Raw genomic sequence first — 15531 nt, 5'->3', positions numbered from 1 at the left:
CATCCATGAGCGAGCCCACGCCCGCCAACGAAACCCCGAAGGATCCGCGCGAGGCCCGCATCGCCGAGCTGCGCGCGCGCCGCCACGCGCGCATGCGTTGGCTGGCGATCCGCGCCGGCATCCTCTCGGTCGCGATCGCGCTGATCGCGGGCGTATTCCTGTACTGGCTGCTCACCAGCATCGGCGGGCGCGACCTGCTGCTGTCGCAGATCGTCTCGCGCCTGCCGGAAAACGCGACGCTCTCGTGGCGCACCGTCGAAGGCCCGCTGTCCGGCCCGCTGACGCTGAACGGCGTGCGCTTCACCTACGACCGCCTGGTCTTCACCGCCGACCGCGTGCACCTGGATCCCGCGTTGCGCCCGCTGTTCCGCAAGCGCCTGCGGCTGGATGCCTTGCAGGTCGCCAACGCGAAACTCGAGATCCCGAAGTCGGACGAGCCGTTCGAACTGCCGCGCTGGCCGGACGTGTTGCCGGAGATCGCGCCGCCGCTGGAACTGCAGGCCGACGACGTGCGCGTCGACGGTTTCGTGCTGACGCAGGCCGGCGAGGAGCTGATCGACATCCGCACGCTGCGTGGCGGACTGGACGCGCGGCAGGGCGAGCTGCACGTCGAGCATCTGTTCGTCGACAGCGATCGCGGCCGCTTCAACGTGCACGGCGATTACGTGCCGCGCGAGGACTACCGCACCGACCTCACCGCCAGCGCCGTGTTGCCTGCGGCGGACGGCCGCACGCCGGCGCGCGTCGGGCTGGTCGCGCGTGGCGATCTGTCGCGCATGAACGTCGCGATCGCTGGCCACGTCCCGCAGCCGCTGCGCGCGAGCCTCACGCTGCACGGTCGCGACGAGCCCAAATGGCGGCTCGACGCGGACGCCGAAGGCCTCGACATCGGACTGGTCACCGGCGCCGAAGCCAGCGACGAGGATCGCCCGCTGGTCTTCAGTTTCAGCGCCGACGGCATGGGAGGCGCGGCCGATCTTCGCGGCGAGTTCCGCCAGGGCGATCTCGTCGCCACGGTGCTGCCGTCGAAGGTGCGCGTGGAGAACCAGGTGCTCGACGTGCAGCCGCTCGCGCTGCGCATCTTCGATGGCACCGCGACCTTGCGCGGCACCGCCGATTTCACCGATGCGGAGAATGCGAAGTTCCGCTTCGCCGCGAACGCGCGCGGGCTGGCCTTCGGCGGCGAAACCACGGTGCCGCCGGCTGCCGCACCTGCCGCCACAAATCCGCCGGCCAGCGTCAGCGCGCGCAAGCTGCAGCAGGTCACCGCGCCGGCACCGGCGGCACAGACCGAAGCGGTCGCGATCCACGTCGACGCGGACCTGGGCTTCGCCGGCACGATGAAGGCGTGGGCGGCGATCGGCAACGCGACGCTGCGGCGCGACGACACCGAAGCGAAGGTGACTTTCGACGGCCGCGGCAACGACGAGCGCATGACGCTCAAGACGCTGCAGGCGCGCATGCCGACCGGCACGCTCGACGGCCACGGCGAGATCGCGTGGGCACCGTCGCTAGGCTGGAACATCGACGCGACGCTGGCCGGTTTCGATCCAGGGTACTTCGCGCCGGACTTCAAGGGTTCGATCAACGGCAAGCTCGTCACGCGGGGCAGCACGCGCGCCGACGGCGGGCTCGACATCACCGCGAACGCGAGCGACCTCGGCGGCCGGCTGCGCAATCGCCCGCTCGGCGGCAACGCGAATTTCGCGATGCGCGGCGCGGGCACGGCCGGTGGCGAGACGACGTACCAGGGCGACGTCGCACTCACGCTCGGCGGCAGCCGCATCGATGCGAAGGGCAGCGTCGGCAACGCGCTGGACATCGACGCGAGGCTGACGCCGCTGGTGCTGTCGGACCTGCTGCCCGGCGGCGCGGGCACGCTGCGCGGCACGGCGCAGGTGCGCGGTCCGCGCAACGCGCCGGACATCACGGTGGACCTCACCGGCAGCGGCCTGAAGTACGGCGACATGCAGGCGCAATCGCTCACCGCGAAGGGTCGCCTGCCGTGGCAGCGCGGCAGCGGCGACATCGCGGTGCGTGCGACCGGGCTGGAGGTGGGCCTGCCGATGTCGTCCGTCGCACTGAACGCACGCGGCTCGGTGGAAAACCTGCAGGTGCAGGGCGAAGCGCGGGGGGACATCGGCGCGCTGACGCTCGCCGGCAATGTCGCCAGGCGCGGCAACGCGTGGCAGGGCGCGCTGTCGGCGTTCGAACTGACGCCCACGCGCGGCGCATCGTGGCGCCTGCGCGAAGCGGCGCATTTCAGCTGGGACGGTCGCAACGGTTCGCTCAGCAACAGCTGCTTCGTGAGCAACGGCGGCGGTTCGCTGTGCGCGAATGCCGACTGGCCGCGTCGCGGGCTCGCCGTGAAGGGCGATGCGCTGCCGCTGAGCCTCGTCGTGCCGTACCTGCCCGAACGCGAGGACGACCGTCCGTGGCTGCTGCGCGGCGAGATCGCGCTCGATGGCCAGCTGCGCCCCGTCGGCAATGCGTGGAGCGGCAGCCTCAACGTGCGGTCGAGCGGCGGCGGCATGAAGAACAGCGAGCGCTCGCGTCGCGAAGTGCTCAGCTACGAGAACCTCGTGCTGAAGGCGACGTTCGACCCGCGCCGCATCAACGCCGAACTGGCCACCGCGTTCAACAGCGGCGGCCGCATCGATGCGCGCATCGCGACCGGCTGGGACGATTACGCGCCGCTGGCCGGGCAGATCTCGGTGAACACCTCCGAGCTGGTGTGGATGGAGCTGTTCTCGCCCGACATCATGGAACCCAAGGGCAACCTGGATGCGCGCATCACGCTCGGCGGCACACGCGCGCGGCCGCAGCTCGGCGGGCAGGCGCGGCTGACACGGTTCAGCACCGAAATCCCGTCGCTCGCGATCGTGATGGAAGACGGCGACGTGCGCCTGGACGCGCTGCCCGACGGCACCGCGCGCATCGCGGGGCAGATCCGTTCGGGCGAAGGCATCCTGCGCGTGGACGGCTCGCTCAACTGGCAGAACACGAGCGCGCCGCTGCTGCTCACCGCGACGGGCCAGAACGTGCTCGTGTCCGACACGCGCGACCTGCATGCCGTCGCCAGTCCCGACGTGCAGGTGCGCTACGCCGCCGGCCAGCCGATCACCGTGACCGGCACCGTGACCGTGCCGTCCGCGCGCATCGACCTGGAGCGCCTGGACCAGGGCGTATCGGCCTCGCCCGACGTGGTGGTGCTCGATCCGGTGAATCCGGAAGCCAGCGCCGCATCGCCGCTCGACCTCGACCTGACGCTGGTGCTGGGCGATGACGTGCAGCTCAACGGCTTCGGCCTGGAAGGCGGCCTCGGTGGCCGCATGCGCGTGCGCTCGCACCCCGGTCGCGAGATGACCGCCGCCGGCCAGCTGCAGGTGCGCGGCCGCTACAAGGCGTACGGACAGAAGCTGGACATCACGCGCGGCGAGCTGTCGTGGTCCGGCGGCCCGGTGTCGGACCCGATCCTCAACATCCGCGCCGAGCGCGTGATCGGCGACGTCACCGCCGGCGTCGACATCCGCGGCCGCGCGAGCGCGCCGACCGCGACGGCGTGGACTGATCCGCCGAGCTCGCAGTCCGAGGCGCTCGCGTACCTGACGCTCGGCCGCCCGCTCGCCAGCGCCAGCAGCGACGAGAGCCGACAGGTGAACGCCGCCAGCGCCGCGCTGTCGGCCGGCGGCAGCCTCATCGCCTCGCAGCTGGGCGCGCGCCTCGGCCTGGACGATGCCGGCGTCAGCGACAGCCGCACCCTCGGCGGCAGCGTGCTCGGTTTCGGCAAGCACATCTCGCCGCGCCTGTACGTCGGCTACGGCGTGTCGCTGCTCGGCACGGGCCAGGTGCTGATGCTCAAGTACCTGCTGCGCAAGGGCTTCGACGTGCAGGTGGAATCGAGCACGGTGGAAAGCCGCGCGTCGCTCAACTGGCGCAAGGAAAAGTAGAGGCACTCGACTTGCGCCGGCGGATGCGGGATCGTCGCCGTTTCGACACGAACCGTCGCAAGGGACACGCTGATGCAGGTGCTTGAAACGCAACGCCTCGTACTGCGCGAGATCGAAGCGGCGGATGCGCCGTTCATCCTGGAACTGCTGACCGATCCGTCGTTCCTCGCCAACATCGGCGACCGCGGCGTGAGCGACCTGCCCTCGGCGCTGGACTACATCGAAGCCACCCCGCGCGCGAGCTACGCGCGCAACGGCTATGGCCTGTGGCTGGTGGAATCGAAGGACACCGGCGAGTCGCTCGGCATGGCCGGCCTGGTGCGCCGCGACACGCTGCCCGATGCCGACATCGGTTACGCATTCCTGCCGCGCCACTGGTCGAAGGGGTACGCCGTGGAAGCCTGCGCCGCGGTGCGCGACCACGCGATGCGCACGCTCGCGATGCCGCGATTGCTGGCGATCGTGTCGCCCGGGAACGCGGCCTCGGTAAAGGTCCTCGAACGCATCGGCCTGACCTTCCGCGACACGGTGCGGCTGGGCGAGAACGATCTGCAGCTGTTTGCGTTGGAGGCTTGAACGTAAGCCGGATGAGCTTCACGCAGTGCCGCGCTAGTGTTCTCAGATGTCGCGGTGCTTCAAGCCCCTCTCCCACCGGGAGAGGGGTTGGGGTGAGGGGTAACGAAGTCAGATCGGCGAACAAGCATTGCGCTGCAGCGCTGCGCTGTTGCTCAGTGCGCCTGTCGGAGCCGTTCTGAAGAGCAAAGGCTTCAAGCCCCTCTCCCACCGGGAGAGGGGTTGGGGTGAGGGGTAACGAAGTCAGATCGGCGAACAAGCATTGCGCTGCAGCGCTGCGCTGTTGCTCATGCGCACCTGTCGGGCGCCATACGCCGTGACGGCCTGGATCCCGGCCTTCGCCGGGATGACGGCTTCCTACGCTGGAATGACCGTCAGGATGCCGTACGCCGTGACCGCCTGGATCCCGGCCTTCGCCGGGATGGCGGTTTCTCGCCGGGATGACGACGATCGCGTTCGTCGCTCATCAGTCGTCCGCATCCACCACGCGCACGTCGGCGAACCACACCTGCGTCCATCGCTCGCGCTTCTGGTCCGGCGCCAGCGTCTGCGGCGACGCGGGCTGTTCCGCTGCGAAGGCGACCGGCCCGTCCAGCGCGCGCACGTTCACGGCGGCATGCACGCGGCCAGCGTGTTCATGGCGCACGAACACCAGCACCGCGCAGTGCGCGCAGGCGATGAACTCCGCCTGCGCCGAGCCCTGCCGGTAGACGAGCGGATCGCCGCGCAGCCGCACGCGCAATGCGCCGCGGGCATCCGATAACCACGCCGCACCGTGCTTCCGGCAGAAGTCGCAATCGCACGCGCGCGGCGTGTAGTCCGACGGGGGCTTCGACAACGTCATCTCGAACGCAACGCGCCCGCAGTGGCATCCGCCGTGCAGCGGCGCGTTCATGGCGCGGCCGTGTACCGCGCGCCGTGCAGGCTCGGCTTGCCGTCGACGACATCGGTCCAGACGACGAATGCCGTGCCGTCCACCAACGCGAGTTTCGGCATCCCGGTCCCGCGGCCCTTGCCTTGCAGTTGCGCGACGTCGCCGCGCTGCAGTTCCTGCGACAGGTCCGGTGCGTAGCGCGCGAATCGCAGCGACTGGCCGTTCGCGTCCTCGACCATCCACAGCGCCCACGCCGCACGTTCGTCGAGCGCCGTATCGACGCGGCCCTGCACCGTAGCGCCGCGTTCGAGCACCACGGGCGCGGCGAACGAAGCCCCTTCGTCCGTGCTGCGCGCGAATTTCACCGTCGGCGTATCGCCGGCCGCGGTGTACCAGGCGACGGCGGCGTTCGACCCGTTGGCCGCGACCGCGGGGCCATTCACGGGGCACGCGGGCATCGTCCAGTTGTCGGCGTGCACGTGGGTCGCGCCCTGCCACTGCGCGCCGTCGTGGCGTGCGGCGAGGATGTCGCGCACTTCCATCGGCGTGCGCCCGCGATAGACGAGCAACGGACCGCGCGCGGTGAGCGCCGCGTCGGTCTGGCAGCAGTCGCAGGTCATCGCATCGAGTTCGCGCTCGTCGCTGCGCGCGAGCGACGCATCGAATACCGCCGTGCGCAGTGTCATCGCACCGGGCGCGTGCTTCGCGTCGGCGGACGCGTGGCCGCCGTGCGCGGAATGTTCGCCGCCGCCGGTGTTCCGGCCATCGAGCCACGCGAGCCCGATGCGGTTCTCACCCACCGGCCACAGCGAGACGAAGCCGTGTTCGGTCCGCGTCGCATCGGTGTTGACGGCTACCGGTTCGGACCACGTCGCGCCGCCATCGCCCGAACGGACCAGCACGACGTCGTAGGCGTACTTCGCCTGCGCGCCCTTGCGCAGCCAGTGCGCCCACAGCGCGCCGTCCGGTGTCGCCGCGATGTGCGGGGTGTCGGCCCAGTTCACGAACCAGTCGCCGCCGCGGGCGATCTCGCGCGGCTCGCTCCACGCACCGTTCGCGAAGCGCGCGAACTTCAGCGTGTGCGCGACGTCGCCCCGCGCCGTGTCGCCGTGTTCGACCCAGGAGAGCAGCAGGCTTCCGTCGGGCGCGCGGACGAGGTCGGGCTGCGCGGCGGGTCGGGTGATGGCGGGGAGCGGCCACGCGTCGCGACGCGCCTGCGTTGGCGTGGTTGGCGCGGTGGCTGCGGTGGGTTTCGATGGCGCGGGTTGGTCCGCCGGTTGGCGATCGCATGCGACCAGGAACCACAACGCGAGCGGGAGCAGCGCGACGGGGCGCCATGGCATGGAGGGCTTCATGCGTGAAGAGTACGCCCGTGGCGCGTGGGGCGTGATGGCCCGGTCCCGCACTCCGTCATCCCGGCGAGTGATGGCCGTGCTCGTGCTTCGTCCCCTGCTTCGTCCCGTGCTCGTCACGTGCTCGCCCCGTGTCCCTCCCCTGCTTCGTCATCCCGCCGAAGGCCGGGACCCAGGCCGTCACGTCGTCCGACAGCAGATGGGTTCCAGCTTTCGCTGGAATGACGGAGATGTGGTTTGCCTTGGGGGAGTGCCCGTGACATACGGGCCTGGGTCCCGGCCTTCGCCGGGATGACGGAGATGTGGTTTGCCGTTGCGGGAGAGCCCGCGACGTGCGGGCCTGGGTCCCGGCCTTCGCCGGGATGACGGTGATGTGGGTTGCCGTTGCGGGAGTGCCCGTGACGTGCGGGCCTGGGTCCCGGCTTTCGCTGGAATGACGGTGACGTGGGTTGCCGTTGCGGGAGTGCCCGTGAGGTGCAGGCCTGGGTCCCGGCCTTCGCCGGGATGACGGGGAATCAGGTTTGGACAGTGGATGCGTGACGTCTCGGCACCCGCATCCAGAGATTCACGCCACCCGCGTACGTCGCGCGCGCGTGAGGTGCACCAGCAGCAGCGAAATCGCCGCCGGCGTCATGCCGGGGATGCGCTGCGCCTGGCCGACGGTCTGCGGGCGGACGCGTTCCAGCTTCTGCTGCACTTCCGCCGACAGCCCGCGCACCGCCGCGTAGTCGAAGCCGTCCGGGATCGGCGTCGTTTCGTGCCGCTGCTGGCGCGCGATTTCCTCGCGCTGGCGATCCAGGTAGCCGGCGTACTTCACGCCGATCTCGACCTGCTCGGCCACATCCGCGTCCTCGACCGACGGCCCCAGCGACGGCACCGCCATCAGCTTCGCGTAGTCGAGTTCCGGACGCTTGAGCAGGTCCAGCGCGCTGGTTTCGCGGCTGATCTCGATGCCCAGTACGTCCATCGCCTCGCGGCCGAGCGCGTTGGTCGGCGCGGTCCAGATGCCGGCCAGGCGCGCGTTCTCGCGGGCGATCGCCTCGCGCTTGGCGTCGAAGCGCGACCAGCGCGCGTCGTCGACCAGTCCGAGTTCGCGGCCCACCGGCGTCAGGCGCAGGTCGGCATTGTCCTCGCGCAGCTGCAGGCGGTATTCGGCGCGTGAGGTGAACATGCGGTACGGCTCGCTGGTGCCGTGCGTGGTCAGGTCGTCGACCAGCACGCCGAGGTACGCCTCGTCACGGCGCGGGCTCCAGCCGTCCAGCCCCCGCACGAACCGCGCCGCGTTGACGCCGGCCAGCAGGCCCTGCGCGGCGGCTTCCTCGTAACCGGTGGTGCCGTTGATCTGGCCGGCGAAGAACAGGCCGCCGACCGACTTGGTCTCCAGCGTGGTCTTCAACCCGCGCGGATCGAAGAAGTCGTATTCGATCGCGTAACCCGGACGCGTGATGTGCGCGTGCTCGAAGCCGCGGATCGAACGCACCAGCGCCAGCTGCACGTCGAAGGGCAGCGAGGTCGAGATGCCGTTCGGGTAGATCTCGACGACCTCCAGCCCTTCGGGCTCGACGAAGATCTGGTGGCTCGCCTTCTCGGCGAACCGCACGACCTTGTCCTCGATCGACGGGCAATAGCGCGGGCCGATGCCCTCGATCTGGCCGGTGTACAGCGGCGAACGGTCGAGCGCGCCGCGGATGATCTCGTGCGTGCGCTCGCTGGTGTGGGTGATCCAGCACGACACCTGGCGCGGGTGGTCGGCGGTGGAACCCATGAAGGACATCACCGGGCGCGGATCGTCGCCGGGCTGTTCGTCCATCACCGAGTAGTCGAGCGTGCGGCCGTCGATGCGCGGCGGCGTGCCGGTCTTCAGGCGATCGACCACGAACGGGCCTTCGCGCAGCTTGTGCGCGAGCGCGACGGCCGGCGGATCGCCCGCGCGGCCCGCGGCGTACGTGGTCTGGCCGACGTGCACCTTGCCGGCGAGGAAGGTGCCGGCCGTCAGCACGACGGCGGGCGCGTCGAAGCGCAGGCCGGTCTGCGTGACGACGCCGGTGACCTTGCCGTGGTCGAACGCGATGTCGTCCACCGCGGCCTGGAACAGCGTGAGGTTCGCCTGGCTTTCGACCGCGCGGCGGATGAAGCCGCGGTACAGCGCGCGATCGGCCTGGCAGCGCGTGGCGCGCACGGCCGGGCCCTTGCTCGCGTTGAGGCGACGCCACTGGATGCCGGCTGCGTCGGCGGCCTTCGCCATGACGCCGCCGAGGGCGTCGATTTCCTTGACCAGATGGCCCTTGCCGATGCCGCCGATGGCCGGGTTGCAGCTCATCGCGCCAACGGTCTCCACCGAATGCGTCAGCAGCAGCGTGCGTGCGCCGGCGCGAGCCGAGGCGAGCGCGGCCTCGGTGCCGGCATGGCCGCCGCCGACCACGATCACGTCGTACTGGTAGAAGTTCTGGCTCATCGGGGGTCGTCGGAATAACGGAACCGGACGCGCGGTCCGGGGGCGGAATTCTAGGTCAGCCCGGCCTCGCACGCCGTGGAGAATGAACGGCAGGTGAAACTTGGCACGGTTCGTGCGACGTATTCCATGCACCCAGCGGGGCAGGCGCTAGGCGCCGGCCGGAATTGGAACAGGGGCTGGTCAAGCGCTCGCAGGGGAAGCACGGGGGCCGAATGTCGGGGGACGTTCGGCCCCCTTTTTATTTGCTCGCCGGGAAGACCCCGGACACACAAAAGGCGCCGCGAGGGCGCCTTTTGCGTCTCCGACGGGTCGTGACACCCGCCTGGATGGGCGCCGACGCCCGATGGGGACGGAACAGGGGGGATCCGTGGTTCCTCATCGGGCGCCGACATGGAGCGTTCGGCGCTGGGCCGACTTTCCCGAATTACGTCCAAAAGCGACGCAATCGGTCAGTGACCGCAGATTGCCGTCACTCGGCGCCGAGCGCAAGCAAAAAAATGTGACTGCGCGCGAGAGCCGGCAACGTGGGTCAACGCTCCTGCTGTTTGATCCCCCGAACCGCGTTGGTCGGGCGCGGCGGCGGGGTGGGCCGCTGCGGACGCGGCTGGGCATCGGCGCGCGGCGGCTGCGACGGGCGCGGGCCGGCATCCGGACGCGGACCGCCCGGACGCACGCCGGTCGGCGGCTGCGGACGCGGACCATTGCCCGACCAGCCCTGGCCCGGCGGACGGTTGTCGTTGCCGTTCCAGTGATGGCCCGGACGGTTCCCGTTCCCGTTCCCGTTCCAGTGCTGGCCCGGGTGGCGGTCGTAGCGGTACGGATAGCGGTACACCGGATAGCGCGGGTACGCATACGGATAGCCGTAATACCCGTAGCGATACGGGTAGCCGTAGTAGCCGGCGCCGCCGTACCCGTAGGGATAGCCGTAGTAGCCGCCGTAATAGCCGCCGCCGTAACCGCCGTAGTAGCGGTATTCGACCGAAGGCTGGCCGTGGTAGTAGTCGCCACCCGCGGCGGCGCCGCGGTAGGTGTAGCCGGTGACGCAGCCGGCCAGCATCGTGGCGGCCAGCGCAGGCAGTAGCAGTTTGCGGATCATGTGTTCGGACCCCCCGGGGTATGTCGCCAGCTTCCGGCCGGCGCTTTGAACTCGGCCTTAATTTTTCCGGCGCTGACGCGGCCGCGACGGCGATGTTCAGCGTAGCGCCGGGACTCGGCCTCATCCGTGCATTGCCGGGCGTTTCGCGCGATGACAGCATGTCACGCCCTTCGCGACGAACGCGCCAATGACCCTGCATCGCGCTTCCGGCCAATGGCGGCTGGGGCTGACGCTCACCCTCATCACCGCCGCCTGCTGGGCGACGCTGCCGATCGCGCTGAAGCTGGTGCTGCAGTCGCTGGATCCCATCACCCTGACCTGGTTCCGCTTCCTCGTCGCGGCGATCTTCACCGGCGCGTGGCTGGGGCTGCGCGGAAAGCTCGGCGGCTATCGCGCACTGACCGGGCGCGGCTGGACGATGCTCCTGGTCGCGGCGCTGATGCTGGTGGGCAACTACGTCTTCTATCTGCTGGGCGTGCAGCACACGAGCCCGGCGAACGCGCAGCTGCTGATCCAGCTGGCGCCGCTGCTGATGGCGCTGGGCGGCATCTGGGTGTTCGGCGAACGCTTCCGCGCGGCGCAATGGCTGGGACTGGCGCTGCTGGTGGTCGGCATGGCGCTGTTCTTCGCCGACCAGCTCGCCGCCAGCGCGAAGGCGCCTGGCTACGTGCTGGGCTCGGCGCTGGTGATCGTCGGCGCCATCGTCTGGGCGATCTACGCCCTGCTGCAGAAGCAGCTGCTGGTACGCCTGGGCTCGATGCAGATCCTGCTTTTCATCTACGTCGTCGCGAGCCTCGCCCTGCTGCCGTTCGCGCACCCGGCGCAGCTGCTGCGGCTCGACGGCCTGCACTGGGCGCTGCTGGCCTACTGTGCGTTCAACACGATCGGCGCCTACGGCGCCTTCGCCGAGGCGCTCGCACACTGGGAAGCCTCGCGCGTGTCGGCGATCCTGGCGACCACGCCGCTGCTGTGCATCGCCGCGGCCACCGTCGTGCACGCGCTGTGGCCGCAGTGGCTCGCGCCCGAACGCATCACGCCGCTGGGCTGGCTGGGCGCCGGACTGGTGGTCGCCGGCTCGGCCGCCGTCAGCCTGCTCAACGCCCGCGCCACGGCGAACACGCCGGCGAACACACCGACGAAGGCCGCCTGAAGGACTCCCATCGCCCATGAACGACATCGCCGCTTCCACGCCCGTCTTCGATGACGTCCTCGCCGCGGCCGCGCGGATCGCGCCGCACGCGCACGTCACCCCGGTCCTGCGCTCGCGCACGCTCGATGCGCTGGCCGGCTGCGAACTGCACTTCAAGGCCGAACACCTGCAGCGCGCGGGCGCCTTCAAGTTCCGCGGCGCGTGCAACGCGATCTGGTCGTTGGACGAGGCAACCGCGGCACGCGGCGTGGTCACGCATTCCTCCGGCAACCACGGTGCCGCGCTCGCGCTGGCGGCACGCACGCGCGGCGTCGCCTGCCACGTCGTCGTGCCCGAAGGCGCGGTGACGGCGAAGCTCGCCGCGATCGAAGCCTACGGCGCCACCCTGCACCGCTGCGCGCCGACCATCGCCGCACGCGAAGCCCGTTGCGCCGAACTCCAGGCCGACCTCGGCGCCGAACTCGTGCACCCCTACACCGACGCCCGCGTGATCGCCGGCCAAGGCACCGCGGCACTGGAGCTGCTGTGTTGGCGGGAGCGATTCGACGCGGTGATCGTGCCCGTCGGCGGCGGCGGTCTCGCGGCCGGTACGGCGCTGAGCGTCGCCGCGCGATCGCCCGGCACCCGGCTCTACCTGGCCGAACCCGCCGGCGCCGCGGAGACCTTCGCCTCGCTCCAGCGCGGCGAGCGCGTCACCGACTTCACCCCGAACACCGTTTGCGACGGCCTGCGCGGCACGCTGGGCGACATCAACTTCCGCATGCTCCGCGACCACGACGCGCGCGTGCTGACGGTGGACGACGCCGAGACCGTCGCGGCGATGCGCCTGTTCTGGCAGCGGACGAAGCAGATCGTCGAGCCGTCGTCGGCGGTCACGCTGGCCGCCGTCCTGAAGCACGCCGGGCTGTTCGCGGGGCAACGCGTCGGCGTGGTGCTGTCGGGGGGCAACGTCGACCCGGATGCGCTGCCGGGGCTGTTCGCGGCCTGAGCTTCTCGGAAGGCACCGCCCGGGCGCCTCGCCTGCCCGGGCGACCAGAGCCGCGCCGCCATTGCTTTTCGTGACGAATTGACCAGAATCACTTTGCCGTTTCTGGCGTAAGCCGGCGACGACCGTGTCGCCGACGAGCGCCGCCGGATGGGGATCCGGCGTCGTCACCCGCCCGCGCCACGCCGCAGTGATCGGGCCACGGGGGGTGGCGGATGGTGGATGTCGAGTTCCGCGTGGTCTCCGACCGGCGCGAAGGCCTGCTGCTCACGCTCGGCCAGCTGGTGATCGCCCATGGCTTCGCCCTGCTGCGGCAACGCATGGCCGGCGGCGAGGACGGCGTCGTGCTGACCATGCTGGTGCGCGGCCCGCAGCAGAACCTGGCGACATTGGAAGAATGCGTCGCGACGCACCCGCTGGTGTCGAGCTTCGAAGCCACGCGGCCGCATGAGGCGATGCCCGACCCGGCAACGCCGTCGCCGACGCCGCCCCATCGCTGCGCCGCGACGCCGCCGTGCGCGGCCGATTCGCGCCGGATCGACGCGCTCGTGCCGCATCTCACGCGCGAGTACCCGAACATCTTCGTGCCGCTGCTCGAACTGGAACGCGAGCTGCCCGACGAACATCGCGAACTGGCGTTGCTCGACCTCGGCCAGCGCATCGGCGCGTGGGTGCAGGCGCGCGATTTCGCCGCGGTCCAGACGCCGACGACGTGCGATGCCGTGCGTCGCGTCGCGTTGCCGGCAATGCGGCAGATCGTGCAGGCGCAGCTGCAGGGCGAGGCGCTGCACGTCAGCGACAGCCCGTTCTGCCATCGCGGCGATCGCGGCGCGTGCTGCCATTTCCTGCGCGGCATGCTCGGCGGGCTGCTCGGTGGCGCGCACGGACCGGACGCACCGCGCGCGGTGGAAACGCGCTGTCGCAACGAAGGCGCGCAGACCTGCGTGTTCGAATTCCAGCGGAGCGTGCAGGCGACGTGAAGGCCGCGCGGTGCGCGCGGTTTATGGCGAACGTCACGGTCGGCCCCGCGGAGGCGCCGGCTATCATGACGGTCCCGCCGCCCCCGCCGGCGCCTGTGGTACCGCAAGGACTCGCGATGAAGATCGACGGCACCCGCACCAACGACCGCGCCACGGAACTGATCCTGGCCTACTACGCCGCATTCAATCGCGGCGACTGGGACGGCATGCTCGCGCTGCTCGGCGACCAGGTGGTGCACGATCTCAACCAGGGCCCGCGCGAAACCGGCCGCGAGGCGTTTTCGGCGTTCCTGCAGCGCATGCATCGCAGCTATCGCGAGCAGCTGCACGACATCGTGGTGATGGTGTCGCCCGATGGTGCGCGCGCGGCGGCCGAGTACATCGTGCATGGCGAATACCTCGCCGACGACACCGGGCTTCCCGCCGCGCGCGGGCAGAAGTACGTGCTGCCGGGCGGCGCATTCTTCGAGCTGCGCGACGGCCGCATCCATCGCGTGACCAATTACTACAACCTCGAGGACTGGATCGCGCAGGTCCGGTAAGGCGGGAAACGCGGAAGCCCCCCTTTCCGACACCCCGCCGACAGCTGCGCCGCTAGCATGGCGCCGGTCCACTTCGGGGCGGGTCATGCGCCAACTCCTTCGATCGCCCGCGCTGTGGACCGCCGCCTTCGCGGTGGCGCTGGCGCTCGCGTTCCTGGGTTCGCGCGGCATCTGGGACCCGGATGAGGGCCGCTACACCAACGTCGCGCTCAACATGCTCGACAGCGGCGACTGGCTCAATCCGCGCCGCAACGACGAAGTCGGCCACTGGACCAAGCCGCCGCTGACGTATTGGGCCATCGCCTCCAGCATCCTGGTCTTCGGTACCAACACCTGGGCCGCGCGGCTGCCGATCGCGCTGTCGTACCTGCTGTGCGTGTGGCTGTCGTGGCGTATCGCGGCGCGGCTGTCGCCCGGTTCGCAGCAGGCCGCGGCCATCGCCTACGCGACGATGCTGCTTCCCTTCGGCGCCTCGCAGCTGATCACCACCGACTTCCTGCTCAGCGCATGCATCGCGTTGGCGATGTGGGCGTTCGTCGAAGCGCGCTTCTCGACGACGCGGCATCCGCGAAAGTGGATCGCGCTGATGTGGATCGCGCTGGCGGCGGCGTTCGTGACGAAAGGACCGGCCGGGTTGTTCCCGCTGCCGGTCGTGCTGTTGTTCGATTACCTGATGCCCGGGCGACGCGAACATCGCGTGCTGCAGTGGTCGGGGCTGGTGTTGTTCGCCCTGCTCGCGTTGCCGTGGTATTTGGCAGTATTCCACGGCAATCCCGGGCTGTTCTCGTATTTCGTCGGCGACGAGATGGTCAACCGCGTGACCACGAACGAGTTCGGCCGGCACGCCGAGTGGTACGGCTGGATCGAGATCTACGTGCCCACACTGATCGTCGGGACGTTGCCGTGGACGCCGGCGCTGTGGCGCTGGGCGCGCGGGCTGCCTGCGATGGTGCGGCCGTGGTGGCGCGATCCGCAGCGTCGCCAGCGCGACGCGCACTGGGTGTTCCTCGCGCTATGGCTGCTGTTGCCGCTGGTGGTGTTCTGCATCGCGCGTTCGCGCATGCCGTTGTACCTGCTGCCGGTGTTCGTGCCGATCGCGGTGATCGTCGCCTTGCAGCGCTCGCGCGAAGGGCGCGCCCTGCCCGCGTGGCCGAAGCTGCTCGCGTGGGCGGTGTTGCTTGTGATCGCGAAAGCGGCAACGGCCTACTGGCCGACGCACAAGAACGCCGAAGCGTGGGCGCACGCGATCTTCGAACGCGCGCCCGGACCGGTACACGAGATCGTCTTCGTCGAGGACATGGCGCGTTACGGACTGCACCTGGAACTCGGCCGGGGCACAGAGATCGAGAAGATCTCGCTCGATACGCTGCAGGGATCGCGTTTCAACCCCGAATACGACGAACCGCTCGCCGTCGAACTGGGCGAGCACGAACACGGCGTGGTGTGGGTTGCGAAGCTCAGCGACTGGCCCGTCGTGCGCGCGCGCATCGAGGGCTATGGCTACCGCGCGATCGTGCTGGGAACGCCGTTCGAACGGCGCGTGCTGTTCCGGGTCGAACCGGAGTCCTGACCCC

Annotated in this window: 11 protein-coding genes; 7 read left to right on the top strand and 4 right to left on the bottom strand. The window is 70.2% G+C overall.

Going from position 1 to position 15531, the window contains the following annotated elements; genetic code table 11:
- Positions 1–5: 5 nt before the first annotated feature.
- Both LA521A_RS00690 and LA521A_RS00685 read left to right on the top strand, forming a co-directional pair.
- A complete protein-coding gene (locus tag LA521A_RS00690) occupies positions 6–3950 on the top strand; it encodes a translocation/assembly module TamB domain-containing protein (protein WP_281780485.1) in 3945 nt (1314 codons plus the stop codon).
- A 72-nt stretch (positions 3951–4022) separates the two neighbouring features.
- Complete coding sequence (locus tag LA521A_RS00685; RefSeq protein WP_281780484.1) at positions 4023–4526, top strand: GNAT family N-acetyltransferase; 504 nt, start codon at positions 4023–4025, stop codon at positions 4524–4526.
- Between the two features lie 463 nt (positions 4527–4989).
- Here the strand turns inward: LA521A_RS00685 and LA521A_RS00680 are convergent, their stop codons facing one another.
- The 4 genes from LA521A_RS00680 to LA521A_RS00665 form a co-directional block, all read right to left on the bottom strand.
- The gene (locus tag LA521A_RS00680) at positions 4990–5418 is read right to left on the bottom strand and encodes a GFA family protein (RefSeq protein ID WP_281780483.1); all 429 of its coding nucleotides are present in this window, start codon (positions 5416–5418) and stop codon (positions 4990–4992) included.
- Positions 5415–6740, bottom strand: a complete 1326-nt coding sequence (locus tag LA521A_RS00675) for a sialidase family protein (RefSeq protein ID WP_281780482.1) — start codon at positions 6738–6740, stop codon at positions 5415–5417. Before LA521A_RS00675 ends, LA521A_RS00680 begins: the two co-directional genes overlap by 4 nt.
- A 574-nt stretch (positions 6741–7314) precedes the next feature.
- Positions 7315–9204: a tRNA uridine-5-carboxymethylaminomethyl(34) synthesis enzyme MnmG gene (gene mnmG, locus LA521A_RS00670; RefSeq protein WP_281780481.1), complete on the bottom strand. Its 1890-nt coding sequence runs from the start codon at positions 9202–9204 to the stop codon at positions 7315–7317.
- Between the two features lie 529 nt (positions 9205–9733).
- Entirely contained in the window at positions 9734–10300 is a 567-nt protein-coding gene (locus LA521A_RS00665) for a hypothetical protein (RefSeq protein ID WP_281780480.1), read from the bottom strand.
- Between the two features lie 187 nt (positions 10301–10487).
- On the opposite strand from LA521A_RS00665, the gene LA521A_RS00660 reads away from it, so the two are divergent.
- The 5 genes from LA521A_RS00660 to LA521A_RS00640 all read left to right on the top strand — a co-directional run bounded on the left by LA521A_RS00660 (position 10488) and on the right by LA521A_RS00640 (position 15527).
- Positions 10488–11450 carry a DMT family transporter gene (locus LA521A_RS00660; protein WP_281780479.1) on the top strand — a complete coding sequence of 321 codons (963 nt, stop codon included), beginning with the start codon at positions 10488–10490 and terminating at the stop codon, positions 11448–11450.
- Between the two features lie 16 nt (positions 11451–11466).
- Positions 11467–12438 (top strand): pyridoxal-phosphate dependent enzyme, encoded by a 972-nt coding sequence (locus LA521A_RS00655; RefSeq protein ID WP_281780478.1) that lies wholly within the window; start codon positions 11467–11469, stop codon positions 12436–12438.
- Between the two features lie 212 nt (positions 12439–12650).
- Positions 12651–13415, top strand: coding sequence for a hypothetical protein (locus LA521A_RS00650; RefSeq protein ID WP_281780477.1), 765 nt, complete (start codon positions 12651–12653; stop codon positions 13413–13415).
- Positions 13416–13531: 116 nt separating this feature from the next.
- Positions 13532–13957 (top strand): ketosteroid isomerase-related protein, encoded by a 426-nt coding sequence (locus tag LA521A_RS00645; protein WP_281780476.1) that lies wholly within the window; start codon positions 13532–13534, stop codon positions 13955–13957.
- An 85-nt stretch (positions 13958–14042) separates the two neighbouring features.
- Positions 14043–15527: an ArnT family glycosyltransferase gene (locus tag LA521A_RS00640; RefSeq protein WP_281780475.1), complete on the top strand. Its 1485-nt coding sequence runs from the start codon at positions 14043–14045 to the stop codon at positions 15525–15527.
- The last annotated feature ends 4 nt before the right edge of the window (positions 15528–15531 follow it).

This window comes from Lysobacter auxotrophicus, assembly GCF_027924565.1.
GTDB classification, from domain to species: domain Bacteria; phylum Pseudomonadota; class Gammaproteobacteria; order Xanthomonadales; family Xanthomonadaceae; genus Lysobacter_J; species Lysobacter_J auxotrophicus.
This window is presented reverse-complemented; position numbering and strand designations above follow the sequence as displayed.

What these genes read in the sequence shown, in the direction of transcription:
- mnmG (WP_281780481.1), bottom strand. Translation starts at nt 9,204, where the DNA reads ATGAGCCAGAACTTCTACCAGTACGACGTGATCGTGGTCGGCGGCGGC.
- LA521A_RS00690 (WP_281780485.1), top strand. Translation starts at nt 6, where the DNA reads ATGAGCGAGCCCACGCCCGCCAACGAAACCCCGAAGGATCCGCGCGAG.
- LA521A_RS00680 (WP_281780483.1), bottom strand. Translation starts at nt 5,418, where the DNA reads ATGAACGCGCCGCTGCACGGCGGATGCCACTGCGGGCGCGTTGCGTTC.
- LA521A_RS00675 (WP_281780482.1), bottom strand. Translation starts at nt 6,740, where the DNA reads ATGCCATGGCGCCCCGTCGCGCTGCTCCCGCTCGCGTTGTGGTTCCTG.
- LA521A_RS00655 (WP_281780478.1), top strand. Translation starts at nt 11,467, where the DNA reads ATGAACGACATCGCCGCTTCCACGCCCGTCTTCGATGACGTCCTCGCC.
- LA521A_RS00660 (WP_281780479.1), top strand. Translation starts at nt 10,488, where the DNA reads ATGACCCTGCATCGCGCTTCCGGCCAATGGCGGCTGGGGCTGACGCTC.
- LA521A_RS00685 (WP_281780484.1), top strand. Translation starts at nt 4,023, where the DNA reads ATGCAGGTGCTTGAAACGCAACGCCTCGTACTGCGCGAGATCGAAGCG.
- LA521A_RS00665 (WP_281780480.1), bottom strand. Translation starts at nt 10,300, where the DNA reads ATGATCCGCAAACTGCTACTGCCTGCGCTGGCCGCCACGATGCTGGCC.
- LA521A_RS00645 (WP_281780476.1), top strand. Translation starts at nt 13,532, where the DNA reads ATGAAGATCGACGGCACCCGCACCAACGACCGCGCCACGGAACTGATC.
- LA521A_RS00640 (WP_281780475.1), top strand. Translation starts at nt 14,043, where the DNA reads ATGCGCCAACTCCTTCGATCGCCCGCGCTGTGGACCGCCGCCTTCGCG.
- LA521A_RS00650 (WP_281780477.1), top strand. Translation starts at nt 12,651, where the DNA reads ATGGTGGATGTCGAGTTCCGCGTGGTCTCCGACCGGCGCGAAGGCCTG.